Below are 23,468 nucleotides of genomic sequence, written 5' to 3'. Positions count from 1 at the left end.
AAAAAGTGGACGTTCCCAGTGGCAGCCCGGCGATCCAGCGGCCAGGGGCACCGCGGCCCGGGACGCCGCCAGGCATGCTGAGGGGTAGAACGGGCAACCGCGCGCCCTTGCTTTTCGCGCTACTTTTCGGTACCATTGCTCTGCATTTTCGCCGGACTGGCGCATCAACCCCTGCGACGCCGGGATGACCCGGCGCGCGGGGCGCTGCTGTCAGAGGGAGGAGGCCCCGTGAGCGAGCACTACTACACCCGCCGGCCCGGCGCGGCCCACGAGGAGACAAGCTTCGATGCCACGCTGCGGGGGATGGACTTCCGCTTCGTCACCGACGCCGGCGTCTTCTCCCGGGACCGCGTCGACTTCGGATCGCTTCTTTTAATAGAAGCGATGGAGATCGGCCCGGCGGACACGGTGCTGGACCTGGGCTGCGGTTACGGTCCCATCGGCATGGTCGCCGCGCGCCTGGCGCCGCAGGGCTTCATTTATATGGTGGATATCAACGAGCGGGCCGCCGAGCTGGCGCGGCGCAACCTGGCGGCCAACCGCATCGCCAACGCGGAGGTGCGGGTGGGCGACGGGCTGGCGCCGGTGACGGGCATCGCCTTCGACGCCGTTCTGACCAATCCGCCGATTCGCGCCGGCAAGGCCACCGTCTACCGGCTCCTGGATGAGGCCTATGCGGCCATGAAACCGGGCGGGTCGCTCTGGGTCGTCGTGCAGAACAAGCAGGGCGCCCCGAGCATGAAGCGGAAGCTTCAGGATCTGTTCGGCAACGTGGAGGACGTGGCGCGCAAGGCCGGTTACCGGGTGCTGCGGGCCAGACGGCAGGGCTGACCGAAAATGGGCGAATCAGGGAGGCTGCGCGCGAAAAAGCCCGCAGACGTCGCATCTGCGCGGGTTTTTCTTGACTCGTGTCGGCGCCCTGAGTACAATATGAAAGTGTGCCTGAGCAGGAGGTTTCTGGGACGATGAGTTTGGAGCGCTTGAAAGCCGCCAGCAAGAAGACCATCGGAACCAAACAGACTGCCAAGGCCATCGCGAAGGGTCAGGCCCGCGTGGTGTTCGTGGCCCAGGATGCCGAGGAGCACGTGCTCCGCGGGGTGCTCGAGGCCGCACGGGAAAAGGGCCTCGAGATTCATGAGGTTGAATCGATGGCGGTGCTTGGCAAGGCCTGCGGGATTGAGGTCGGCGCAGCCGCCGCCGCAATCCTGGAGGGGTAGCCGCCCGCCGTCCACACCTGACCACCATGTTGCGGAAGGAGGTGCGTTCTGTGCCGACCATCAACCAGCTTGTCCGCCAGGGCCGCAAGCGGATGACCGAGAAGTCCGACTCGCCGGCGCTTCGGGGCAATCCGTTCAAGCGGGGTGTCTGCACCGTCGTGAAGACCACCACGCCCAAGAAGCCGAACTCGGCGCTGCGGAAGATCGCCCGTGTCCGCCTTTCCAACAACATTGAGGTCACGGCGTACATCCCGGGCATCGGCCACAACCTGCAGGAGCACTCCGTGGTGCTCGTGCGCGGCGGCCGTGTGAAGGACCTGCCGGGCGTCCGGTACCACATCGTCCGTGGTGCGCTGGATGCGGCGGGCGTGGCCAACCGGATGCAGGGCCGTTCCAAGTACGGCGCCAAGCGTCCCAAGACCGCCAAGAAGTAAGTAGGCCGGGGGCGGGGAGAGTAACCGGGACCCTCCGGCGAAGCAGGTGGACGGGCTGCCCCGCGCAGCGCACCGACTCGCCGCCCAGAGTTAGTGGAAAGAAAGGGGTAATCACATGCCGCGTCGCGGTCACGTACCGAAGCGAGAGGTGCTGCCGGATCCGATTTACAATTCGACGTTGGTGACCAAGGTCATCAACAAGATCATGCTCGACGGCAAGAAGGGTCTGGCGCAGCGCATCTTCTACAACGCGATCGACCGGGCCAGCGCGAAGCTCGGCAAGGAGCCGATGGAAGTGCTGGAGGGCGCGCTGAAGAACATCATGCCCGTGGTTGAGACCCGGTCCCGCCGGGTGGGTGGCGCCACCTACCAGGTGCCGATGGAGGTCCGCCCGGAACGGCGGCAGGCGCTGGGGATCCGCTGGCTGGTGAACTTCGCACGCGCGCGTGGGGAGCGCACCATGGAAGAGCGTCTGGCCGCGGAGTTGGTGGACGCCTATAACAACACCGGCGGTGCGGTGAAGAAGAAGGAAGAGGTTCACCGGATGGCCGAGGCCAACAAGCCTTTCGCGCACTATCGCTGGTAGCGGTTTGATGCGAACTCCGACGCAAAGGGGGGTGTCTGATGTCTCGGCAGGTATCGCTGGATCGGCTCCGCAACATTGGCATCATGGCGCATATTGACGCCGGCAAGACGACGACGACGGAGCGCATCCTGTTCTACACCGGTCGGACCCACAAGCTGGGCGAGACCCACGAGGGTGCGGCCACGATGGACTTCATGGTGCAGGAGCAGGAGCGCGGCATCACCATTCAGTCCGCGGCTACGACCTGCAGCTGGAAGGACCACCGGATCAACATCATCGACACGCCCGGACACGTGGACTTCACGGTGGAGGTTGAGCGGTCGCTCCGCGTGCTGGACGGCGCAGTGGCCGTCTTCTGCGCGAAGGGCGGCGTGGAGCCGCAGTCCGAGACAGTTTGGCGGCAGGCCGACAAGTACGGGGTTCCCCGTCTGGCCTACGTCAACAAGATGGACACCATCGGCGCGGACTTCTTCCGGGTCATCCGGATGATGGAGGAACGGCTGGGCGCAAAGCCCGTGCCCATTCAGTTGCCTATCGGCGTGGAAGACACGTTCCGTGGAATTGTCGACCTGGTTCGCAACGTCGCCATCGTCTACTACGACGACCTGGGCAGGGACATCCGCGAGGAGCCGGTGCCCGAAGATATGCGGGAACTGGTGGAGCAATACCGCACCCAGATGATCGAGATGGCGACTGAGGCGGATGACGCCCTGATGGAGAAGTACCTGATGGGCGAGGAGCTGACCGTGGAGGAGATCAAGGCCGCGCTGCGCAAGCTGACCGTGAGCTGCAAGATTTCCCCGGTCACCTGTGGCTCCTCCTACAAGAACAAGGGCGTTCAGCCGCTGCTGGACGCGGTGGTGGACTACCTCCCCTCGCCGCTGGACATCCCGCCGGTCCAGGGCATCGACGCCGAGACCGGCGAGCCCATCGAGCGGAAGGCGGACGACAACGAGCCGTTCTCCGCCCTCGCGTTCAAGGTCGTCACCGACCCGTACGTCGGCAAGCTCTGCTTCTTCCGGGTGTACTCCGGCCAGCTCAAGAGCGGCAGCTACGTGCTGAACGCCACCAAGGGCAAGCGGGAGCGCATCGGCCGGCTGGTGCGGATGCACGCGAACCACCGGGAAGAGGTCGAGGTCGTCGAGACGGGCGACATCGCCGCCGCAGTGGGTCTGAAAGACACCGGCACCGGCGACACGCTCTGCACCGACGCCGCCCCGGTCATCCTGGAGTCGATGGAGTTCCCCGAGCCGGTCATCCAGCTGGCTGTGGAGCCCAAGACCAAGGCGGACCAGGATAAGCTCAGCACCGCCCTGCTGAAGCTGGCGGAGGAGGATCCGACCTTCCGGATGTACACGGATCCGGAGACCGGGCAGACCATCATCGCCGGCATGGGCGAGCTGCACCTGGAGATCATCGTCGACCGGCTGCAGCGGGAGTTCAAGGTGGGCGTGAACGTCGGCAAGCCCCAGGTCTCCTACCGGGAGACCATCCGGGCCCGGGTGGAGAACGTGGAGGGGCGGTTCGTCCGGCAGTCGGGCGGCCGCGGCCAGTACGGCCACGTCGTCATCAACATGGAGCCGGCCGAGCCCGGATCTGGCTTCATCTTCGAGAACAAGATCGTCGGCGGCGTGATTCCGAAGGAGTTCATCGGCCCGGTGGAGCAGGGCATCAAGGAGGCCATGCAAAACGGCGTCCTCGCCGGCTTCCCGGTCATCGACGTCAAGGTCGAGCTGGTCTTCGGCTCGTACCACGAGGTCGACTCCTCGGAAGCGGCCTTCAAGATCGCCGGTTCCATGGCGTTCAAGGCAGCGGCCCAGAAGGCCAATCCGGTCCTCCTGGAGCCGTACATGAAGGTCGAGGTCACCGTGCCCGAGGAGTACATGGGCGACGTGATCGGCGACCTGAATGCCCGCCGGGGCCGCATCGAAGGCATGGAGGCCCGTGCGAACGCACAGGTCATCCGGGCCCAGGTGCCCCTGGCCGAGATGTTCGGCTACGCGACCGATCTTCGTTCCCGGACCCAGGGCCGTGGCGTCTACTCGATGCAGTTTGACCACTACGAGGAAGTGCCTCCGAACGTGGCCAAGCCGATCATCGAGAAGGCCCAGGGCAAGGCATAAACCCTCAAGAGAGAACGGTTGGTAAGGAGGAGTATCCGCTCATGGCTAAGCAGAGGTTTGAGCGTACCAAGCCGCACGTGAACATCGGCACCATTGGCCACGTCGACCATGGCAAGACCACCCTGACCGCGGCGATCACCAAGGTCCTCGCCGAGAAGGGCAAGGCCCAGTTCATGGCCTACGACGCGATCGACAAGGCGCCCGAGGAGCGGGAGCGCGGCATCACCATCAACACGTCCCACGTGGAGTATGAGACCGACAAGCGGCACTACGCCCACGTCGACTGCCCGGGGCACGCCGACTACGTGAAGAACATGATCACCGGCGCGGCCCAGATGGACGGCGCGATCCTGGTCGTGTCCGCGGCGGACGGCCCCATGCCGCAGACCCGTGAGCACATCCTGCTGGCCCGTCAGGTCGGCGTGCCCGCCATCGTGGTCTTCCTGAACAAGTGCGACATGGTCGACGACGAGGAGCTGCTGGAGCTGGTCGAGCTGGAGGTCCGCGAGCTGCTGAACCAGTACGAGTTCCCCGGCGACGACATCCCCTTCATCCGCGGTTCGGCCCTGAAGGCCCTCGAGGGCGATCCCAACTACGTCAAGGCCATCGAGGAGCTCATGGACGCCGTCGACAGCTACATCCCGACCCCCGAGCGCGACGAGAACAAGCCGTTCCTGATGCCCATCGAGGACGTCTTCACCATCACGGGCCGCGGCACCGTCGTGACCGGCCGTGTCGAGCGCGGCAAGTGCAAGGTCGGCGACCAGGTGGAGATCGTCGGCCTGCGTGACGAGAGCAAGACCACCGTCGTCACCGGCCTCGAGATGTTCCGCAAGATCCTGGACGAGGTCCAGGCGGGCGACAACGTCGGCGCCCTGCTGCGCGGCATCGAGAAGCGCGAGGTCGAGCGCGGCCAGGTGCTGGCGAAGCCCGGCTCCATCAAGCCGCACACCAAGTTCTCCGGCGCCATCTACGTGCTGACCAAGGAAGAGGGCGGCCGGCACTCCCCGTTCTTCAACGGCTACCGTCCGCAGTTCTACTTCCGGACCACTGACGTCACCGGCACCATCCAGCTGCCTGAGGGCGTCGAGATGGTCATGCCTGGCGACAACGTCGAGATCGCCGTCGAGCTGATTCACCCCATCGCCATTGAGGAGGGTCTCCGGTTCGCCGTTCGTGAGGGCGGCCGCACGGTGGCTTCCGGCCGGGTGACCAAGATCAACGAGTAGCGAACGGCATAGGTGGGGCCTCGCCCGGGGGGCGGGCGCATCGCCCGTCCCCCGGTTTCGGTGTGCCCGGCATGGGCGCTGACTTGGCGGTGAAAGTCCGCTACGGGCGAGGCAGCACCAGCCCGTTAGCCAAAGGCAAGGGTGTCCGTCGTGAGGCGGAATCTGAAGGAAGCCCGAGGCAAAGCCACGACCCGAGGAACACGAACCCCATAGGAGGCTGTGCCGCTCGGGTGAGCTGGCCGAACACAGCAAAACCCGAAGCTGCCAAAGGGCGGTGCGGTAGATGGGGCGGGTGCGGGGTGAAGGTCAGCGTTCTTACCCGGGGAGATCTGCCGGGAACGCCAGCAACGCTGGTAACCTGCGTCGGGAGACGCAGCTGAACCGGCAGAAGTCAGCAGGGGCCATAGTACCGGCAGGGGGACGCCCCAACCGGGAAGGGCCGAACGTCAGGAAAGGGGTGAACCCGTTGCGTTCGAGCAGCCCGCGACAAACGCAGAAGACCCCGAACGGGACCTGCTCGCCGGAGGTAGCGGTGAAGCCGCAAGGGACGGCGAGAGGGCGGAGTGGGCATCCGGCACAAGACGGAACGTCACCCCGCGGGGAGCACAGCAACCTGATGGAGCAGGTGGTGGCCAGGGAGAACATGCTGGCCGCCCTGAAACGGGTGGAGCGGAACGGAGGCGCTCCCGGCGTGGACGGTGTCCCCACCGGACGGCTGCGGGACCAGATCCGCGCGGAGTGGGAGCGCATCCGTGAGGAACTGCTCCGGGGGACCTACAGACCGCAGCCAGTCCGCCGGATCGAAATCCCGAAACCGGGCGGCGGCAAGCGGATGTTGGGTATTCCCACCGTGATGGACCGCCTGATCCAGCAGGCACTCCTGCAAGTACTGACGCCAATCTTTGACCCGACATTCTCCGAATCCAGCTACGGCTTCCGGCCGGGGCGGCGGGGTCATGACGCGGTCAGGAAGGCACGTCAGTACGTGGAGGAAGGGTACGACTGGGTCGTGGACATGGACCTGGAGAAGTTCTTCGACCGGGTCAACCACGACGTGTTGATGGCCCGCGTGGCACGGCGGGTAACGGACAAGCGAGTGCTGCGGCTGATCCGGCGGTACTTACAGGCTGGGGTCATGCTGAACGGGGTGGTTGTGGCGACGGAGGAAGGGACGCCGCAGGGCGGTCCGCTGAGCCCGCTGCTGGCGAACATCCTGCTGAATGACCTCGACAAGGAGCTGGAGCGCCGCGGGCACCACTTCGTCCGGTACGCCGATGACTGCAACATCTACGTCCGCAGCAAACGGGCGGGAGAACGGGTCTACAGGAACGTGCGCCACTTCCTGCAGGAGCGGTTACGGCTGAAGGTCAACGAGGAGAAGAGCGCAGTAGACCGGCCGTGGAAGCGGCAGTTCCTCGGATTCAGCTTTTACAAGAACCGGGGAGTGCGCATCCGGCTGGCGCCGAAAAGCCTGAAGCGAGTGAAGGACAAGCTTCGCACACTGACGGACCGCAACCGCAGCCAGAGCATGGAAGAACGAATCCGGCGCCTGAACGCTTATTTGCGGGGCTGGATCGGGTATTACGCGCTCTCGGACGCGAAGTCAGTCTTCGAGACGCTCGAAGGATGGCTGAAGCGACGGCTGCGAGCATGCGTATGGAAGCAGTGGAAGCGTGTACGCACGCGCTTTCGGGAGTTGCGCGCCCTCGGTTTGCCCGAATGGGTAGTCTACCAACTCGCCAACAGCCGCAAAGGCCCGTGGCGAATGGCAGGTGGCCCATTAAACAACGCCCTGGGCAACGCCTACTGGCGTGCCCAGGGGTTGCTCAGCCTGACCGAATGCTACGAAGCGACTCGTCAATCCTGGCGAACCGCCGGATGCGGACCCGCATGTCCGGTGGTGTGAGAGGACGGGGGCTAGCCGCCCCCTCCTACTCGATGGCCCTGGTGATTCGGGAACAGGAATGTCCCCGAAAGAGGAGGGAAGTCATCGTGGCCAAGCAGAAGATCCGCATCCGGCTGCGGGCCTTCGACCATAAGATCCTCGACAGCTCTGCTGCGAAGATCGTGGAGACGGCGACCCGCACCGGCGCGACCGTCAGCGGCCCCATTCCGCTGCCGACGGAAAAGAGCATCTACACGATCCTGACCGCTCCCAACGGCGAGAAGGACATCCGTGAGCAGTTCGAGATGCGCACGCACAAGCGGCTGATCGATATTGTGGAGCCCGGCCCGAAGACCGTCGAGGCCCTCATGAAGCTGGAACTGCCGGCCGGCGTCGATATCGAGATCAAGCTGTAAGACGGGAGAATGGCTGCTCCCGCCAGGTCGGAAGGCAGACCTGGGGAGATCGATCATGTCGCCGGGACCGAGATGGCCTGCCAGGAGCGGTTGGGCCGTAAGGCCCCGCCGTGCGGGGTCGCTCCGACCCCGACTGCCTTCGGATCCTCGCGACCACTGATGTGGAGGTGGCTCTTGTGCAGAAGGGCATTCTGGGTAAGAAGCTGGGCATGACCCAGATCTTCGCCCCCGACGGGAAGGTCATCCCCGTCACCGTGGTTGAGGCCGGGCCCTGCGTCGTCGTGCAGAAGAAGACGGCGGCGACCGATGGCTACAACGCCGTGCAGGTCGGCTTCGACACCATTCGTGAGACGCTCGTGAACAAGCCCCTGAAGGGGCACTTCGACAAGCACCAGGTCAAGCCGACCCGCTATCTGCGGGAGCTGCGCCTGGACGACATCGAGTCGCTCAACGTGGGCGACGTCATCAAGGCCGACATCTTTGCCGAGGGCGACCTCGTCGATGTCACCGGCATCTCCCGGGGCAAGGGCTTTGCCGGCGGCATCAAGCGGTGGAATTTTGCCCGTGGTGCGATGTCCCACGGTTCGAAATATCATCGGCGTCCCGGCTCGCTGGGCCAGCGCGCCTGGGCGCGCGTGCCGAAGGGCCGCAAGCTGCCCGGCCGGCTGGGCGGGGAGCGGGTGACGGTACAGGGCCTTCGGGTCGTGAAGGTGGATGCCGAGAAGAACCTGCTCCTCATTAAGGGCGCCGTTCCCGGCGCCAAGGGTTCCCTGCTCACCATCCGCGACTCTGTGAAGGCGGCCAGGGCCAAGGCCAAGGCCCGCTAATCGCGCCGAAAGGAGGAGCCAACATGCCGAAAGTGGCCGTTTACAACAAGGAAGGCGCCACCGTCGGGGAGATCAACCTTTCGGACGCCGTGTTCGGGGCCGAGGTGAATCCTGGTCTCCTGCACGAAGTGGTGCAGATGTACCTCGCAAATCAGCGCCAGGGCACCGCCGACACCAAGACCCGGGCGGAGGTCCGGGGCGGCGGCCGGAAGCCGTGGCGTCAGAAGGGCACCGGCCGGGCCCGTCACGGTTCGATCCGGTCGCCCCTGTGGCGGAAGGGCGGCGTGGTCTTCGGTCCGCACCCGCGGGAGTTCGGGTGGACGATGCCCAAGAAGGCCCGCAGGGCTGCGCTGCGCCAGGCCCTGAGCGCCAAGGTCAAGAACGGTGAACTCATCGTCGTCGATTCGTTCGAGCTGGAGGCTCCCAAGACCCGCGAAGTGGTCACCCTGCTCAAGAACCTGAAGGTCGACGGTTCGGCCTTTATCGTGACGGCTCAGGAGGACACCAATATCTACAAGTCGGCCCGGAACATTCCCGGCGTGCGCGTCAACGCTGCCCGCAACCTGAACGCCTACGAGGTGCTCGCGGCCAGCAAGCTCGTGTTCACCCAGGACGCCGTGGCCAAGGTTGAGGAGGTGCTGGGCTGATGGAGGCTCGCGACATCATCCTCAAGCCGCTCATCACCGAGAAGAGCGTGGCCAAGATGAGCGAGGGCAAGTACGCCTTCAAGGTCCGGCTGGACGCGAACAAGACGCAGATCAAGCAGGCGATCGAGGAGATCTTCGGCGTCACGGTCGTGCGCGTCAACACCATGCGGATGCGCGGCAAGCTGCGCCGCCAGGGCAAGTACATCGGGCGCCGTTCCGACTGGAAGAAGGCGATCGTCCAGCTCAAGGAAGGCGACAGCATCAAGGTCTTCGAGGGCCTGTAAGGAGGGTACACGATGGGAATCAAGCACTATAAGCCCACTTCCCCGGGTATCCGCCAGATGACGCGTCACACCTTCGAGGAGCTGACCAGCAAGCGGCCCGAGAAGTCCCTGCTGGAGCGCCTCACCCGGAAGGCTGGGCGCAACGTCTACGGCCGCATCACGGTCCGGCACCGGGGCGGCGGCCACAAGCGGATGTACCGGATCATCGACTTCAAGCGGAACGAGTTCGACGGGATCCCCGCCAAGGTGGTCTCCATCGAATATGATCCCAACCGCACCTGCCGCATCGCGCTGGTGGTGTACGCCAACGGCGCCAAGCGGTACATTCTCCACCCGGTCGGCCTGAACGTCGGTGACACCGTCGTCTCCGGCCCCGACGCCGACATCAAGGTGGGCAACGCCCTGCCGCTGGAGAACATTCCGGTCGGCACCATCGTTCACAACGTCGAGCTGTACCCCGGCCGCGGCGGGCAGCTGGTCCGCTCCGCCGGCGCTTCCGCCCAGATCATGGCGAAGGAAGGGCGCTACGCCTTGCTCCGGCTTCCGTCCGGCGAGCAGCGCAAGGTGCTCCTGGCCTGCCGGGCGACGGTCGGCCAGGTGGGCAACCTGGAGCACGAGAACATCGTCATCGGCAAGGCCGGCCGCAAGCGCCACCTGGGCTTCCGCCCGTCCGTCCGCGGTGTCGTGATGAACCCGGTCGACCACCCGCACGGCGGTGGTGAGGGCAGGTCCCCGATCGGCATGCCGAGCCCGGTCACCCCGTGGGGCAAGCCGACCCTGGGTTACAAGACCCGCAAGCCCAATAAGAAGTCCGACCGGCTGATCGTCAGCCGCCGCAAGAAGTAGGGAAGGGGTGTAAGCTAATGGGTCGTTCACTCAAAAAGGGTCCGTATATTGACCCTTCTGTTGAGAAGAAGATCCTCGCCATGAACGAGAAGGGCGAGAAGAAGGTCTTCAAGACGTGGGCCCGTGACTGCACCATCTTCCCCGAGATGGTCGGCCACACGATCGCGGTTCACAACGGCAAGACCCACGTCCCGGTGTACATCACCGAGGAGATGGTTGGCCACAAGCTGGGTGAGTTCGCTCCGACCCGGACCTTCAGGGGTCACGGTGGGGACGAGAAGTCCAGCCGTGTGCGGTAGCACTGGGCCCTCTGAAGTCTGAGCGAAGGAGGTAAACGCACGTGGAAGTCAAGGCCAGCGCTCGCTTCGTGCGCATTGCCCCGCGGAAGGTGCGCGTGGTGGTGGATCTCATCCGGGGCAAGAGCGTGAACGAGGCGCTCGCGCTTCTGAAGTTCGTTCCCAAGCGGGCCAGCGTGCCTGTGGCGAAGGTCATCGCCAGCGCCGCGGCCAACGCCGAGCACAACTTCAACCTGAACAAGGATAACCTGATCATCTCCAAGGCGTACGTCGACCAGGGTCCCACGCTGAAGCGCTACCATCCGCGGCAGCGGGGCCAGGCGTTCCCTATCCTGAAGCGCACCTCCCACATCACGGTCGTGGTGAAGGAAAAGGAGGCTAAGTAACTGTGGGTCAGAAAGTACACCCGAAGGGCCTCCGCATTGGCATCGTGAAGGACTGGGACACCCGCTGGTATGCGGACAAGCGGAACTTCAGCGATCTGCTGGTGGAGGACGTCAAGATCCGGAACTACATCAAGAAGACCCTCTACGCCTCGGGCATTTCCCGCATCGAGATCGAGCGGGCAGGGGGCCGTATCCGCATCATCGTGCACACCGCCAAGCCGGGCATGGTGATCGGCCGCCAGGGCCAGGGCATCGCCGAGCTGCAGAACCAGCTCCAGCAGATGACCGGCAAGCAGATCTCCCTGGACGTCAAGGAGATCCGGGTCGCCGAGCTGGACGCCCAGCTCGTCGCGGAGTCCATCGCTCAGCAGCTCGAGAAGCGCATGTCTTTCCGCCGGGCCATGAAGCAGGCGATTCAGCGCGCGATGCGACTGGGCGCCCAGGGCGTGCGCATCATCATCAGCGGCCGCATCGGCGGCGCGGAGATCGCCCGCTCCGAGCGCGCCTGGGAGGGCACCGTGCCCCTGCACACCCTCCGGGCCAACATCGACTACGGTTTCGCCGAGGCCGACACCACCTTCGGCAAGATCGGCGTCAAGGTCTGGATGTACGTCGGCGAGGCCGCACAGAAGGCCGCTGCCGGCGACCGGCGTGAACGCGGCGAGCGCCGTGAGCGGGGCGGCCGGCGCGGCGGGCGCGGCCGCGGCCAGGGCGGCCAGCGGCTCAGCCGCGAGGAGCGGGCGGCCCTGGAGCGGGCAGCCATCGAGGCCGGCCCGAAGCCTGTCAATCGGGAAGGGGGGCAATAGCCAGTGCTCGCACCCAAGCGCGTGAAGTGGCGCCGCGTGCACAAGGCGGTCGCCAAGCTGAATAAGGGCCGGTCCAAGGCCGGCAACGAGGTTGTGTTCGGCGAATACGGGCTGCAGGCCCTGGAGCCCGCCTTCATCACCGACCGGCAGATTGAGGCCGCCCGTGTCGCCATGACCCGTTTCATCAAGCGCGGTGGCAAGGTCTGGATCAAGATCTTCCCCCACAAGGCGCTGACCCGCAAGCCCCTGGAGGTCCGTATGGGCTCCGGCAAGGGCGCCCCTGAGGTGTGGGTGGCCGTCGTCAAGCCGGGCCGGATCCTCTTCGAGCTGGGCGGCGTGCCGGAGGACGTCGCCCAGGAGGCGATGCGGCTCGCCGCGCACAAGCTGCCCATCAAGTGCAAGTTCGTGAAGCGGGAGAAGGCCGTCACGGCTGCCGCTGCTGAGACGGGTGGTGAAGCCAATGCCAATGAAGGTTAAGGAAATCCGCGAGATGTCCACCGAGCAGATTCGCGCCAAGGTGGCTGAGCTGAAGGAAGAACTCTTCAACCTCCGGTTCCAGTTGGCGGTCAACAATCTGGAGAACACCGCCCGCATTCGCGAGGTGCGCAGGGCCATCGCACAGTGCAAGACCATCATCCGCGAGCGGGAGCTGAAGGCCGAGGCCCAGGGGGAGGTTAGGGCATGACCACTGAGCGCAATCTCCGCAAGACCCGCGTCGGCGTGGTCACCAGCGACAAGATGGACAAGACCGTCGTGGTGTCCGTCGAGACCCTGGTCCAGCACCCGCTGTACAAGAAGCGTATCCGGCGGACCAAGAAGTTCAAGGCCCACGACGAGCACAACCAGTGCAAGGTGGGCGACAAGGTCCGCATCATGGAGACCCGGCCGCTCTCCAAGGACAAGCGCTGGCGCGTGGTCGAGATCATCGAGTCCGCGCACCCGGCGCATGTCGCTGAGGACGTGTAGTGGAGGGCCGGTTAGCCAGGTCCTCGGTTCCGGGGAAACCGGCTAGCTTACGAGAGGAGGTTCGGCCGTGATTCAGGTTCAGACCCGCCTTAACGTCGCCGACAACACCGGCGCGAAGGAGCTGATGTGCATCAAGGTCCTCGGCGGCTCCTGGCGGCGGTACGCCAACATCGGCGATGTCATCGTCTGCTCGGTGAAGGAAGCCAGCCCGGGCGGCGTGGTGAAGAAGGGCGACGTCGTGCGGGCCGTCGTGGTGCGCACCAAGAAAGGGCTGCGCCGCGAGGACGGTTCCTATATTCGCTTTGACGAAAACGCTGCCGTAATCCTGAAGGACGACAAGGAGCCCCGGGGCACCCGCATCTTCGGCCCTGTTGCGCGCGAGCTGCGCGACAAGGAGTTCATGAAGATCATCTCCCTGGCTCCTGAGGTCCTGTAGCCGGGAGGGGGTAGCAAGATGCACAACGGCAAGGTGCACGTCCGGAAAGATGAGATCGTCGTCGTCATCACCGGCAAGGACAAGGGCAAGCAGGGCAAGGTCCTGCGCGTCCTGCCCAAGGAGAACCGCGTGGTGGTCGAGGGCGTGAACGTGGTCAAGAAGCACACCAAGCCTTCCGCCAAGAATCCCAACGGCGGCATCATCGAGATGGAGGCGCCGATCCACGCCTCGAACGTGATGTCGCTGGCGAAGATCGAAGCGAAGAAGGCGAAGAAGAAGGGCTAGCCGGGCGGCGGCTCTAGAAAGGAGGCTTGTGGCACTTGGCCAACCTGAAGACGAAGTACCTGCAGGAGGTCGCTCCTGCGCTTCAAAAGCAGTTCAACTACAAGAACGTGATGATGATCCCCAAGCTGGAGAAGATCGTCGTCAACGTCGGCCTCGGCGAGGCCGTGCAGAACGCCAAGGCGCTGGACGCCGCCGTCGCCGACATCGCCGCCATCACCGGCCAGCGGCCCATCGTCACGCGGGCGAAGAAGTCCATCTCGACCTTCAAGATCCGCACGGGGATGCCCATCGGCTGCAAGGTGACCCTGCGGGGCGAGCGCATGTGGGACTTCCTGGAGAAGCTGATCTACATCGCACTCCCCCGTGTGCGCGACTTCCGCGGCGTCTCCCCCAAGTCGTTTGACGGGCGCGGGAACTACGCCCTGGGTCTGAAGGAGCAGCTGCTGTTCCCGGAGATCGACTATGACAAGGTCGACAAGATTCGCGGCATGGACGTCATCATCGTCACGACTGCGAAGACCGACGAAGAGGCGAAGGCCTTGCTGAAGGGTCTGGGCATGCCCTTCGCTGAGCGCTAAGGAGGGACGAGAGTGGCAAAGACTTCACTGAAAGTCAAGGCAGCGCGTCCGCAGAAGTTCAAGGTGCGGGCCTACAACCGCTGCAAGCTTTGCGGCCGTCCCCGGGCATACATGCGGAAGTTCGGCATCTGCCGGCACTGCTTCCGCAGGCTGGCGCACGAGGGCCAGATTCCCGGCGTTCGCAAGGCGAGCTGGTAAGTGGCGAATCGGGAAGGGGAGTTGGGCACCGGCAGCGCCGAGGGCCGCGCCCGGAGGCCCGGTGGGTTTAGCCGGCGAGCGACAGACCTCCACGCCGGCAGTGCGGGGGGTGCGCCCCCGCAGATCCGACTCCAACCGCCCGATCCTGAAAGGAGGAAATGTGCATGGTCGTCTCCGATCCGATTGCTGACCTTCTGACCCGCATCCGGAACGCCGTCACGGCCTACCACGACCGCGTGGATGTTCCCGGATCGAAGATGAAGAAGGCCATCGTGCAGATCTTGAAGGATGAAGGCTTTATCCGTGACTTCGAGTGGATCGACAACGGGCACCAGGGTGTGATCCGGATCTACCTGAAGTACGGTCCCAATAAGACGAGGGTCATCTCGGGTCTGCGGCGGATCTCCCGCCCCGGGCTCCGGGTCTACGCCAAGCGCGACCAGATCCCCCGGGTGCTCGGGGGGCTGGGTATCGCCATCCTGTCCACCTCGAAGGGCGTCATGACCGACAAGCAGGCCCGCCAGCAGGGCCTCGGCGGCGAAGTTCTCTGCTACATCTGGTAAGGAAGGAGGTGCTGCCGTGTCTCGCATTGGCAAGGCTCCCATCGAGATTCCCGCGGGGGTCGAGGTCACCGTCCAGGGCAACGTGGTCCGCGTCAAGGGGCCCAAGGGTGAGCTCTCCCGTGAGATCAACCCGGCAATGCAGGTCACGATTGAGAACGGCGCCCTCCGTGTGTCCCGTCCTTCCGATGAGCGGGAGCACAAGGCGCTGCACGGCCTGACCCGCACCCTGATCGCCAACATGGTGGAGGGTGTGACGAAGGGCTATTCCAAGGCGCTGGAGCTGGTGGGCACCGGCTACCGCGCCGCTAAGCAGGGCAACAAGCTGACGCTTTCCGTCGGCTATTCCCACCCGGTGGTGTTCGACCCGCCTGCCGGCATCGAGTTCCAGGTTCCGGCCCCCAACCAGGTGATCGTCACCGGCATCGACAAGCAGCTGGTCGGCCAGGTGGCGGCGGACATCCGGGCGACGCGTCCGCCCGAACCTTATCTGGGCAAGGGCATCAAGTACGTCGGCGAACACATCCGGCGCAAGGAAGGCAAGGCCGGCAAGTAAGGGGGTGACCGGGGATGATCAAGAAGCTGGATCGCAACAAGGCGCGGCGGAAGCGTCAATTGCGGGTGCGGAAGACCGTCCACGGCACGCCCGAGCGGCCGCGGCTTAACGTCTTCCGTTCGAACCAGAACATCTACGCGCAGATTATTGACGACACGGTCGGCAGGACCCTGGTCTCTGCTTCCACCCTCGACCCGGAGGTGAGGGGCCGGCTGCAGGGGAGCGGCGGCAATAAGGCCGCTGCCGCGATCGTAGGCGAAGTGGTCGCGAAGCGCGCACTGGCTGCCGGCGTGACGAAGGTGGTCTTTGACCGGGCCGGGTACCTCTACCACGGCCGGGTTGCCGCCCTCGCTGAGGCCGCCCGTGAAGCCGGCCTGGAGTTCTAAGTCGAGGGAGGGACACACGATCGTGGCTCGCAACGAGAGCAATCAGGGCGAACTGAGGGAGAAGATGGTGGACCTGCGGCGCGTGGCCAAGACCGTCAAGGGCGGCCGGCGCATGAGCTTCTCTGCCGTGGTCGTCGTCGGTGACGGCAACGGCCGCGTGGGCGCAGGCCTTGGCAAGGCGGCCGAGATCCCCGAGGCGGTGCGCAAGGGGACGGAGGACGCCAAGAAGAACATGATCACGATTCCGCTGAACGGCACCACCATTCCCCACGAGGTGATCGGCCGGTTCGGCGCCGGGAAGGTGCTGCTGAAGCCGGCCTCCCCGGGTACGGGCGTCATCGCCGGCGGCGCGGTGCGCGCCGTGCTGGAGGCAGCCGGTGTGCGTGACATCCTCACGAAGAGCCTGGGCTCCAACAACGCGGCCAACCAGGTGCTCGCCACGCTGGCAGGGCTGCGCCAGTTGAAGAGCGCGGAGGAAGTCGCGAAGCTGCGCGGCAAGCCCGTCGAGCAGATTCTTGGTTAGCGGAGGGATGAGACGTGGCCGGTACGCTGAAGATTACCCTGAAGAAGGGTCTGGCCGGTAGGGACAAGCGTATCGTTGACACGTGCAAGTCCCTGGGCCTGACCAAGCTGAACAGGACCGTGGAGCGGCCTGACAACCCCGCCGTGCGCGGCATGATCGCCCGCGTGGCGCACCTGGTCGAGGTGCAGGAGGGGTAGGGCCTCGCTCCGGAACGCTCTCGGGACGGCGCCGGTCCCTGCCGGCGCCCCCCCTGCAACAGCCCGGACGAATTGAGGTGACACACGCATGAAACTGCATGAGCTGGCTCCCAACCCCGGCGCCCGCCAGGAGCGCAAGCGTCTGGGCCGCGGCATCGGGTCCGGCCTCGGGAAGACCTCCGGCAGGGGCCACAAGGGTCAGAAGGCCCGCTCCGGCGGCGGCGTGCGCCCCGGCTTCGAGGGCGGCCAGATGCCCCTTCTGCGGCGGCTGCCCAAGCGGGGCTTCTCCAACGCCCCGTTCAAGGTCCGGTACGAGGTCGTCAACGTGGCCGACCTGGACCGGTTTGACGCCGGCACCGTCGTGACCCCCGAGCTCCTGGACGAGACGCGGGTCTGCAAGAACGCCACCAAGGGCGTCAAGGTCCTGGGCACCGGCGAACTCACCAAGGCGCTGACTGTGAGGGCCCACGCGGTGAGCGCGTCGGCCCGGCAGAAGATCGAGGCCGCGGGCGGAAAGGTTGAGGTCATCGGAGAAGCCACCGAAGAGGTGAAGTAACAGCCATGGCGATGCTGGAAACGCTGCGCAACTCGATGCGGGTGCCCGGCCTGAGGAAGAGGCTTGTCTTCACCCTCGGCATGCTGGTGCTCATTCGAGTCTGCGCGCATATTCCCGTCCCTGGGGTTGACCTGGATCGGCTGGCGGAGATATTCGGAGCGGGCTTCTTCCAGTTCTTCGACATCTTTGCCGGGGGCGCTTTCGCGAAGTTTGCGATCGTCGCGATGGGCGTGACGCCCTACATCAACGCGTCGATCATCATGCAGCTGCTCACGGTCGTCATCCCGCGGCTCGAGGAGCTGCAGAAGGAGGGCGAGGAGGGCCGGAAGAAGATCCAGCAGTACACCCGCTACGGCGCGGTGGTGCTGGGACTTGTCCAGGCGTTCGGCACCGGCTTCGCCCTGCGGAGCTACGGCGCCTTCTACAACGACAGCTGGACGACCCTCTTCGTGATCATGATCAGCCTGACCGCCGGTACCGCCCTGGTGATGTGGATCGGCGAGGAGATCACAGAGAAGGGCATCGGCAACGGCATCTCGCTGATCATCTTCGCGAACATCGTCTCCCGGCTGCCCTACTCCATCGCGGGTGAGTTCGAGCTGCTCCGGCTCGGTCAGCACAACATCTTCCAGCCTCTGCTGGTGGCTGTGATCGCCCTCATCATGGTGGTCTTCGTTGTCATCATCAACGAAGCCGTGCGGAAGATTCCGGTGGAGTATGCCAAGCGCGTCGTCGGTAAGCGGGTGTACGGCGGTCAGCGGACCCACCTGCCGATCCGGATCAACCAGGCCGGCGTGATTCCGCTGATCTTCGCCTCGTCGCTGATGTACTTCCCCATCACGATCGCGGGGTTCGTGCCCAACTCGAGCTTCGCCAAGTTCGTGGGCACGTACTTCGACACGCGGTCTTGGTGGTTCATGCTGATCAACGCGCTGTTGATCGTCTTCTTCACCTACTTCTACACCGCCATTACCTTCAACCCTGAGAACGTCGCCGACAACATCAAGAAGAACGGCGGGTTCATCCCGGGCTACCGGCCCGGCCGGCCCACCGCCGAGTACCTGGAGCGGATCTCCAGCCGGCTCACGCTGGTGGGCGGCCTGTTCCTGGCGGCGGTGACCATCCTGCCGATCACCTTGATGGGACTTGCCGGCGTGGACAACGCTTACATCGGCGGCTCCTCCCTGCTCATCGTGGTCAGCGTGGCGCTGGAGACGATGAAGCAGATCGAGGCGCAGCTGGTGATGCGCCACTATCAGGGATTCATGCGGAGCTAGGTGAGCCACGAGGGCGCGCAGAGGACCGGGCCGTCTCCGCTTCCCGGGGAGGTGGCCGGTCCTCGCGGCTCCCGCATGCGCGCCCGGTTCCGTGAAAGTGAGGTAAAGGGATGCACATTATTCTGATGGGTCCGCCAGGGGCCGGCAAGGGCACCCAGGCCGTCCTGCTGGCCGGGCAGGAAGGCATTCCGCACATCTCCACCGGCGACATCTTCCGGGCCAACATGAGCCAGGGGACACCCCTGGGCAAACTGGCCAAGGAGTATGTGGATGCCGGCAAGTATGTACCGGATGACGTGACCAACGCCATGGTCCGCGACCGGCTCGCCCAGCCAGACTGTAAGAAGGGCTTCATCCTCGACGGCTACCCCCGCACCCCCGACCAGGCCCGGGCCCTGGACGAGATGCTGGCGGAGCTGGGCCTGAAGCTGGATGCGGTCATCAACATCGACGTGCCCGACGAACTGCTCGTCGAGCGGGCGGTGGGCCGCCGGGTCTGCCGTTCCTGCGGCGCCACCTACCACGTGCGGTTCAACCCGCCCCGCGCGGAGGGCCGTTGCGACCGGTGCGGCGGCGAGCTGTACCAGCGCAGCGACGACCAGGAGGAGAAGGTGGCCGTGCGCCTCGACCTGTACCACTCCCAGACGGCGCCGCTCCTGCAGTTCTACCAGGAACGGGGGCTGGTGCGCACGGTCCGGGGAGACCAGCCCATGGACCAGGTCACGGCCGCGATCAAGGAGGCCGTCAGGGCGTCCCGGTAGACTTCCGGGAGGCCCGCACAGCGGCGGGAGGCCAGGCGGGCCGCGCTTGAAAACGCGGCGCTGCGGTGCTATCCTGGCAATCGGCTGGGAATGCGGCTCAGCAGGAACCGGTTTTTCTCACCAAATCGTGAGGAATAATTCTCCGGTTCTATGCTATACTTATGATATTGGCCTTTCACCGTGGAAGCCCCACGTGCGAGAGCGATGACGGAGGTGCACGAACGTGGAGCAACCGGGTCTAAGGCCCGGCGCCATCGTGCGATCTCTGGCCGGACGCGACCTGGGATCTCTGTATGTCGTGGTGCGGGTGCTGGATGAGCGGTTCGTGGCAGTGGCCAACGGCCTGCGGCGCCCGGTATCTCGTCCGAAGGTGAAGAACCGGCGGCACCTCGAGGTACTCGGCTGGGTGGACGCCTCGCTGGCGCTCCGACTGGAACGAGGCGCCAAGGTCACTGACGAACAGATTGCCAAGGCCCTGGAGACCATTCCTGCGAGCGTCTACGAGGGGGTTTAGAACTGACGTATGTCCAAGGACGACGTCATCGAGGTTGAGGGCACCGTCGTCGAGAATCTGCCCAACGCGATGTTCCGGGTGGAGCTGCCCAATGGTCATCGGGTGCTGGCGCACGTGTCAGGGAAGATCCGGATGCACTTTATCCGCATACTCCCTGGGGACCGCGTCACGGTTGAGCTGTCGCCTTACGACCTGACTCGTGGTAGAATCGTATACCGGTACAAGTAGCCGGCTGTCCGCAGCCGTTCACCCATTCCGCCAGTCCCGCACTGGCATGCATCCCTGCGCTTGACCTGGACCGTTCCGGCCAAACGAGCGCGCGAAGAGAGGAGGGGCTGCTCGTGAAGGTTCGCCCATCGGTGAAGCCGATTTGCGAAAAGTGCAAGGTCATCAAGCGGCACGGTCACGTGATGGTGATCTGCGAGAATCCGAAGCACAAGCAGAAGCAGGGTTAATCCCGCGGACACGCCCGGTGCGGTGGACAGACGCCGGAAACCGGGAACCAGACATGTCTTGCTGTCAGGGCTGGCGCACCCCCTGTGGCAACAGGGGGAGCACCGGCGTTTACGCATGGGCTCGAGGTTCGGACACTGCCGGGAGGCGTGCAAAACCCGAACTGGAACCCGGCGGCTTCTCCTCAGGGAGCGGCTGGTGGCCGAGGCGCCCTCTTCCCTCGCCACATTTCCTGCGGTGATGTCGTTTGGGACGGGTCGTGCAATATCGCCCAACACCTTGGTCTTTCGAATGAGGAGGGTTTTTCAGCAGCATGGCGCGTATTGCAGGTGTCGACCTGCCTCGTGACAAGCGCATCGAGGCTGCCCTGCCGTACATCTACGGCATCGGCTGGTCGCTTTCCCGTGAGATCCTGCAGAAGACCGGCATCGATCCGGACACTCGCGTGCGCGACCTGACCGAGGAGCAGGTGGCCAAGCTCCGCGAGGTCATCGATCATGAGTATCGCGTGGAAGGCGATCTTCAGCGCGAGGTGCAGATGAACATCAAGCGGCTGATCGAGATCGGCTGCTATCGCGGCCTGCGGCACCGCCGCGGTCTGCCTGTGCGCGGCCAGCGCACCAAGACCAACGCCCGCACCCGGAAGGGTCCGCGGCGCACGGTCGCCGGCAAGAAGAAGGCGAAGTAAGGAGGGACACGTCTGAATGGCTAAGCGCACAGCCCGCGTGAAGCGCAGGGAGCGAAAGAACGTAGACAAGGGCGTGGCCCACATCCGTTCTACCTTTAACAATACCATCGTCACCATCACCGACGTCCATGGCAACGCCCTGGCCTGGGCGACCGCCGGCGCCATGGGCTTCAAGGGCTCCAGGAAGTCCACGCCGTTCGCCGCGCAGATGGCGGCCGAGAAGGCGGCGAAGGACGCCATGGAGCACGGTGTGCGTGAGGTTGAAGTGTACGTCAAGGGGCCGGGGTCCGGCCGTGAGGCGGCGATTCGCCAGCTGCAGGCTGCCGGCCTGGAGGTCACGACGATCAAGGACGTGACCCCGATCCCCCACAACGGCTGCCGTCCGCCGAAGCGGCGCCGGGTGTAGGACGAGGAGGGGAGCAGTAACCAATGGCGCGATACACGGGTCCCGTCTGCCGGCTCTGCCGGCGTGAGGGCGTTAAGCTCTACCTGAAGGGCGAAAAGTGCTACAGCGACAAGTGCCCGGTGGTGAAGCGGGCCACCCCGCCCGGGCAGCACGGTGCTTCCCGCCGGAAGCCCACCGAGTACGCGATCCAGCTGCGGGAGAAGCAGAAGGCCCGCCGGTTCTACGGCGTGCTGGAGAAGCAGTTCGAGCGCTACTACGCCATGGCGACGCGCAAGAAGGGCGTCACCGGCGAGGTGCTGCTGCAGACGCTGGAGCGCCGGCTGGACAACGTCGTCTACCGGATGGGCTTTGCCGCCAGCCGTGCGGAAGCCCGCCAGATCGTCAAGCATTCGCACATCGAGGTCAACGGCCGCAAGGTCAATATCCCCTCTTACCTGGTGCGTGAGGGCGACGTCGTCGCCGTGCGCGAGTCCTCCCGCGAGCACAAGCGCATCAAGGAGCTCGCCGCGGCTGCCCCCCGCACGGTGCCGGCCTGGCTGTCGGTCGACCATGAGGCGCTGCGCGGCACCGTGCTCCGGCTGCCCAACCGCGACGAGATTGACACGCCGGTGCAGGAGCAGCTCATCGTTGAGTACTACTCCCGGTAACGGTCGCGCCGACTGCGGCATGTGCCGCAGCTGGTGGGCAGAGCTGGGTTCTTGGGCGGTGGCGTAGGGCGCTCACACGAGTGAGACAGGGAATTGGGGGTATCTACCAGATGATCGGAATGGAAAAGCCCAAGATTGAGACCGTGGTGCTGGCGGAGGACAACAGCTACGGTAAGTTCGTGGTGGAGCCTCTGGAGCGCGGCTACGGCATCACCCTTGGCAACTCGCTGCGGCGGATCCTGCTCTCTTCGCTGCCCGGCGCCGCAGTCACCTCTGTGAAGATCGACGGCGTGCTGCATGAGTTTTCCACGCTCCCCGGTGTGGTCGAGGATGTGACGGACATCATCCTCAACCTCAAGCAGCTTTCGCTGAGGGTGCACAGCGACGAACCGAAGGTCCTGCGCCTCCAGGCGGAAGGTGAAGGCGTCGTCAGGGCGGGGGACATTCATACGGACGCCGATGTGGAGATCCTCAACCCGGACCTGCACATCGCCACCCTGGACAAGGGCGGCCGGCTCATCGCGGAAATTACCGTCGGCAAGGGGCGGGGCTATGTGCCGGCTGACCAGAACAAGACCCCGGACATGCCGATCGGCGTGATCCCCGTGGACTCGATCTTCTCTCCCATCCGCCGGGTGAACTACACCATCGAGCACACCCGCGTCGGCAACAAGACCAACTACGACAAGCTGACCCTGGAGGTCTGGACCAACGGGGCCGTCCGGCCCGACGAGGCCTGCTCCTGGGCGGCGAAGATCCTCAAGGAGCATCTCGAGCTCTTCATCTCGCTCACCGAGGACGCCGACGAGATCGAGGTCATGCAGGAGAAGGAAGACGACGAGCGCAACAAGCTGATGGAGATGACCATCGAGGAGCTCGATCTGTCGGTGCGGTCGTACAACTGCCTGAAGCGGGCGGGCATCAACACCATCGCGGAACTGGTCTCCAAGACCGACGAAGAGATGATGAAGGTCCGCAACCTGGGCAAGAAGTCGCTGGAAGAGGTTAAGACCAAGCTGGCGGCCTTCGGCCTGTCACTGCGGCAGTCGGATGAATAGCCCCGAGGCGCTTTCGATCTGGACAGGATAGGGGTGAACAAAGGAAAATGGCCAAGTATCAGAAGCTCGGCCGGGACAGCTCGGCCCGCAAAGCCTTGTTCCGGGCTGTGGTGACGGCCCTGTTCGACAAGGAGCGGATCGAGACGACCGAGGGCAAGGCGAAGGCAGTTCAGTCCATCGCCGAAGAGATGATTACCCTGGCCAAGCGCGGCGATCTGCACGCCCGTCGGCAGGCCCTCGCCTACATCTACGACGAGTCGGTCGTGACGAAGCTCTTCACGCAGATTGCTCCCCGGTACGCCGACCGCAACGGCGGCTACACCCGGGTGATCAGGACCGGCGTTCGCAAGGGCGATGCGGCCCCCATGGCGATTCTCGAACTGGTCTGAACCAACTGGTGCGAAACGCCCGGGCGCGGCTGCGCCCGGGCGTTTCAGCAAG

Annotated in this window: 36 protein-coding genes and 2 pseudogenes; all 38 read left to right on the top strand. The window is 65.0% G+C overall.

The genetic code is table 11. From position 1 onward, the window contains the following. Window positions 1–228: 228 nt before the first annotated feature. The 38 genes and pseudogenes from ACZ5UM_RS03175 to rplQ all read left to right on the top strand — a co-directional run bounded on the left by ACZ5UM_RS03175 (window position 229) and on the right by rplQ (window position 23,416). The gene (locus tag ACZ5UM_RS03175; RefSeq protein WP_464846921.1) at window positions 229–831 is read left to right on the top strand and encodes a class I SAM-dependent methyltransferase; all 603 of its coding nucleotides are present in this window, start codon (window positions 229–231) and stop codon (window positions 829–831) included. Between the two features lie 134 nt (window positions 832–965). Further along, window positions 966–1,217 carry a ribosomal L7Ae/L30e/S12e/Gadd45 family protein gene (locus tag ACZ5UM_RS03170; RefSeq protein ID WP_464846920.1) on the top strand — a complete coding sequence of 84 codons (252 nt, stop codon included), beginning with the start codon at window positions 966–968 and terminating at the stop codon, window positions 1,215–1,217. Between the two features lie 50 nt (window positions 1,218–1,267). Next, window positions 1,268–1,651, top strand: coding sequence for a 30S ribosomal protein S12 (gene rpsL, locus ACZ5UM_RS03165; protein WP_464846919.1), 384 nt, complete (start codon window positions 1,268–1,270; stop codon window positions 1,649–1,651). Between the two features lie 115 nt (window positions 1,652–1,766). Next, window positions 1,767–2,237 (top strand): 30S ribosomal protein S7, encoded by a 471-nt coding sequence (rpsG, locus tag ACZ5UM_RS03160; RefSeq protein WP_464846918.1) that lies wholly within the window; start codon window positions 1,767–1,769, stop codon window positions 2,235–2,237. A 38-nt stretch (window positions 2,238–2,275) separates the two neighbouring features. Then, the gene (gene fusA, locus ACZ5UM_RS03155; protein WP_464846917.1) at window positions 2,276–4,360 is read left to right on the top strand and encodes an elongation factor G; all 2,085 of its coding nucleotides are present in this window, start codon (window positions 2,276–2,278) and stop codon (window positions 4,358–4,360) included. Window positions 4,361–4,401: 41 nt separating this feature from the next. Beyond that, on the top strand, window positions 4,402–5,589 hold the full coding sequence (gene tuf, locus ACZ5UM_RS03150; RefSeq protein WP_464846916.1) for an elongation factor Tu: 1,188 nt from the start codon (window positions 4,402–4,404) through the stop codon (window positions 5,587–5,589). Window positions 5,590–6,205: 616 nt separating this feature from the next. Next, the gene (ltrA, locus tag ACZ5UM_RS03145; RefSeq protein WP_464844121.1) at window positions 6,206–7,495 is read left to right on the top strand and encodes a group II intron reverse transcriptase/maturase; all 1,290 of its coding nucleotides are present in this window, start codon (window positions 6,206–6,208) and stop codon (window positions 7,493–7,495) included. Window positions 7,496–7,581: 86 nt separating this feature from the next. Continuing rightward, window positions 7,582–7,890 (top strand): 30S ribosomal protein S10, encoded by a 309-nt coding sequence (gene rpsJ, locus ACZ5UM_RS03140; RefSeq protein WP_464846915.1) that lies wholly within the window; start codon window positions 7,582–7,584, stop codon window positions 7,888–7,890. Between the two features lie 176 nt (window positions 7,891–8,066). Next, complete coding sequence (gene rplC / locus ACZ5UM_RS03135) at window positions 8,067–8,717, top strand: 50S ribosomal protein L3 (RefSeq protein ID WP_464846914.1); 651 nt, start codon at window positions 8,067–8,069, stop codon at window positions 8,715–8,717. A gap of 23 nt (window positions 8,718–8,740) precedes the next feature. After that, window positions 8,741–9,364, top strand: coding sequence for a 50S ribosomal protein L4 (gene rplD, locus ACZ5UM_RS03130; protein WP_464846913.1), 624 nt, complete (start codon window positions 8,741–8,743; stop codon window positions 9,362–9,364). Next, complete coding sequence (gene rplW, locus ACZ5UM_RS03125; RefSeq protein WP_464848262.1) at window positions 9,361–9,648, top strand: 50S ribosomal protein L23; 288 nt, start codon at window positions 9,361–9,363, stop codon at window positions 9,646–9,648. The genes rplD and rplW overlap by 4 nt, the downstream gene beginning before the upstream one ends. Window positions 9,649–9,660: 12 nt before the next feature. Then, the gene (gene rplB, locus ACZ5UM_RS03120) at window positions 9,661–10,494 is read left to right on the top strand and encodes a 50S ribosomal protein L2 (RefSeq protein ID WP_464846912.1); all 834 of its coding nucleotides are present in this window, start codon (window positions 9,661–9,663) and stop codon (window positions 10,492–10,494) included. Window positions 10,495–10,511: 17 nt separating this feature from the next. Further along, window positions 10,512–10,793, top strand: coding sequence for a 30S ribosomal protein S19 (gene rpsS, locus ACZ5UM_RS03115; protein WP_464846911.1), 282 nt, complete (start codon window positions 10,512–10,514; stop codon window positions 10,791–10,793). A gap of 41 nt (window positions 10,794–10,834) precedes the next feature. Then, window positions 10,835–11,176 (top strand): 50S ribosomal protein L22, encoded by a 342-nt coding sequence (gene rplV, locus ACZ5UM_RS03110; protein ID WP_464846910.1) that lies wholly within the window; start codon window positions 10,835–10,837, stop codon window positions 11,174–11,176. Window positions 11,177–11,178: 2 nt separating this feature from the next. Further along, window positions 11,179–11,832, top strand: a pseudogene (gene rpsC, locus ACZ5UM_RS03105) (30S ribosomal protein S3); the annotation flags it as partial. Between the two features lie 153 nt (window positions 11,833–11,985). Continuing rightward, the gene (gene rplP, locus ACZ5UM_RS03100; RefSeq protein ID WP_464846909.1) at window positions 11,986–12,459 is read left to right on the top strand and encodes a 50S ribosomal protein L16; all 474 of its coding nucleotides are present in this window, start codon (window positions 11,986–11,988) and stop codon (window positions 12,457–12,459) included. After that, window positions 12,449–12,667, top strand: coding sequence for a 50S ribosomal protein L29 (rpmC, locus tag ACZ5UM_RS03095; protein ID WP_464848261.1), 219 nt, complete (start codon window positions 12,449–12,451; stop codon window positions 12,665–12,667). The genes rplP and rpmC overlap by 11 nt, the downstream gene beginning before the upstream one ends. Continuing rightward, on the top strand, window positions 12,664–12,948 hold the full coding sequence (gene rpsQ / locus ACZ5UM_RS03090) for a 30S ribosomal protein S17 (RefSeq protein ID WP_464846908.1): 285 nt from the start codon (window positions 12,664–12,666) through the stop codon (window positions 12,946–12,948). The genes rpmC and rpsQ overlap by 4 nt, the downstream gene beginning before the upstream one ends. Window positions 12,949–13,015: 67 nt before the next feature. Continuing rightward, complete coding sequence (rplN, locus tag ACZ5UM_RS03085; protein ID WP_464846907.1) at window positions 13,016–13,384, top strand: 50S ribosomal protein L14; 369 nt, start codon at window positions 13,016–13,018, stop codon at window positions 13,382–13,384. Window positions 13,385–13,402: 18 nt separating this feature from the next. After that, window positions 13,403–13,660: pseudogene (gene rplX / locus ACZ5UM_RS03080) on the top strand (50S ribosomal protein L24); the annotation flags it as partial. Window positions 13,661–13,704: 44 nt separating this feature from the next. Next, window positions 13,705–14,247, top strand: coding sequence for a 50S ribosomal protein L5 (gene rplE / locus ACZ5UM_RS03075; RefSeq protein WP_464846906.1), 543 nt, complete (start codon window positions 13,705–13,707; stop codon window positions 14,245–14,247). Window positions 14,248–14,259: 12 nt separating this feature from the next. Further along, window positions 14,260–14,445: a type Z 30S ribosomal protein S14 gene (locus ACZ5UM_RS03070; RefSeq protein WP_464846905.1), complete on the top strand. Its 186-nt coding sequence runs from the start codon at window positions 14,260–14,262 to the stop codon at window positions 14,443–14,445. Window positions 14,446–14,609: 164 nt separating this feature from the next. Next, window positions 14,610–15,008, top strand: a complete 399-nt coding sequence (rpsH, locus tag ACZ5UM_RS03065) for a 30S ribosomal protein S8 (protein ID WP_464846904.1) — start codon at window positions 14,610–14,612, stop codon at window positions 15,006–15,008. 16 nt (window positions 15,009–15,024) lie between these two features. Continuing rightward, the gene (rplF, locus tag ACZ5UM_RS03060) at window positions 15,025–15,561 is read left to right on the top strand and encodes a 50S ribosomal protein L6 (RefSeq protein ID WP_464846903.1); all 537 of its coding nucleotides are present in this window, start codon (window positions 15,025–15,027) and stop codon (window positions 15,559–15,561) included. A gap of 14 nt (window positions 15,562–15,575) precedes the next feature. Beyond that, the gene (rplR, locus tag ACZ5UM_RS03055; protein WP_464846902.1) at window positions 15,576–15,947 is read left to right on the top strand and encodes a 50S ribosomal protein L18; all 372 of its coding nucleotides are present in this window, start codon (window positions 15,576–15,578) and stop codon (window positions 15,945–15,947) included. Between the two features lie 22 nt (window positions 15,948–15,969). Beyond that, window positions 15,970–16,470, top strand: coding sequence for a 30S ribosomal protein S5 (gene rpsE / locus ACZ5UM_RS03050; protein ID WP_464846901.1), 501 nt, complete (start codon window positions 15,970–15,972; stop codon window positions 16,468–16,470). A 14-nt stretch (window positions 16,471–16,484) separates the two neighbouring features. Further along, entirely contained in the window at window positions 16,485–16,667 is a 183-nt protein-coding gene (gene rpmD / locus ACZ5UM_RS03045; RefSeq protein ID WP_464846900.1) for a 50S ribosomal protein L30, read from the top strand. 88 nt (window positions 16,668–16,755) lie between these two features. Then, a complete protein-coding gene (gene rplO, locus ACZ5UM_RS03040; RefSeq protein WP_464846899.1) occupies window positions 16,756–17,223 on the top strand; it encodes a 50S ribosomal protein L15 in 468 nt (155 codons plus the stop codon). A gap of 11 nt (window positions 17,224–17,234) precedes the next feature. After that, window positions 17,235–18,500, top strand: coding sequence for a preprotein translocase subunit SecY (gene secY / locus ACZ5UM_RS03035; RefSeq protein WP_464848260.1), 1,266 nt, complete (start codon window positions 17,235–17,237; stop codon window positions 18,498–18,500). 110 nt (window positions 18,501–18,610) lie between these two features. Further along, window positions 18,611–19,261 carry an adenylate kinase gene (locus tag ACZ5UM_RS03030; protein WP_464846898.1) on the top strand — a complete coding sequence of 217 codons (651 nt, stop codon included), beginning with the start codon at window positions 18,611–18,613 and terminating at the stop codon, window positions 19,259–19,261. 223 nt (window positions 19,262–19,484) lie between these two features. Further along, window positions 19,485–19,775, top strand: a complete 291-nt coding sequence (locus ACZ5UM_RS03025; protein ID WP_464846897.1) for a KOW domain-containing RNA-binding protein — start codon at window positions 19,485–19,487, stop codon at window positions 19,773–19,775. A 9-nt stretch (window positions 19,776–19,784) separates the two neighbouring features. Then, the gene (infA, locus tag ACZ5UM_RS03020; RefSeq protein WP_011197167.1) at window positions 19,785–20,003 is read left to right on the top strand and encodes a translation initiation factor IF-1; all 219 of its coding nucleotides are present in this window, start codon (window positions 19,785–19,787) and stop codon (window positions 20,001–20,003) included. A gap of 113 nt (window positions 20,004–20,116) precedes the next feature. Beyond that, the gene (rpmJ, locus tag ACZ5UM_RS03015) at window positions 20,117–20,230 is read left to right on the top strand and encodes a 50S ribosomal protein L36 (RefSeq protein WP_011197166.1); all 114 of its coding nucleotides are present in this window, start codon (window positions 20,117–20,119) and stop codon (window positions 20,228–20,230) included. Window positions 20,231–20,541: 311 nt separating this feature from the next. After that, complete coding sequence (gene rpsM, locus ACZ5UM_RS03010; RefSeq protein ID WP_464846896.1) at window positions 20,542–20,916, top strand: 30S ribosomal protein S13; 375 nt, start codon at window positions 20,542–20,544, stop codon at window positions 20,914–20,916. 16 nt (window positions 20,917–20,932) lie between these two features. Further along, complete coding sequence (gene rpsK, locus ACZ5UM_RS03005) at window positions 20,933–21,322, top strand: 30S ribosomal protein S11 (RefSeq protein ID WP_464846895.1); 390 nt, start codon at window positions 20,933–20,935, stop codon at window positions 21,320–21,322. Between the two features lie 23 nt (window positions 21,323–21,345). Further along, window positions 21,346–21,969, top strand: a complete 624-nt coding sequence (gene rpsD / locus ACZ5UM_RS03000; RefSeq protein WP_464846894.1) for a 30S ribosomal protein S4 — start codon at window positions 21,346–21,348, stop codon at window positions 21,967–21,969. Between the two features lie 110 nt (window positions 21,970–22,079). Further along, complete coding sequence (locus ACZ5UM_RS02995; protein WP_464846893.1) at window positions 22,080–23,027, top strand: DNA-directed RNA polymerase subunit alpha; 948 nt, start codon at window positions 22,080–22,082, stop codon at window positions 23,025–23,027. A gap of 47 nt (window positions 23,028–23,074) precedes the next feature. Beyond that, complete coding sequence (gene rplQ, locus ACZ5UM_RS02990) at window positions 23,075–23,416, top strand: 50S ribosomal protein L17 (protein WP_464846892.1); 342 nt, start codon at window positions 23,075–23,077, stop codon at window positions 23,414–23,416. The last annotated feature ends 52 nt before the right edge of the window (window positions 23,417–23,468 follow it).

The organism is Symbiobacterium ostreiconchae, from assembly GCF_055396975.1.
This window is presented reverse-complemented; position numbering and strand designations above follow the sequence as displayed.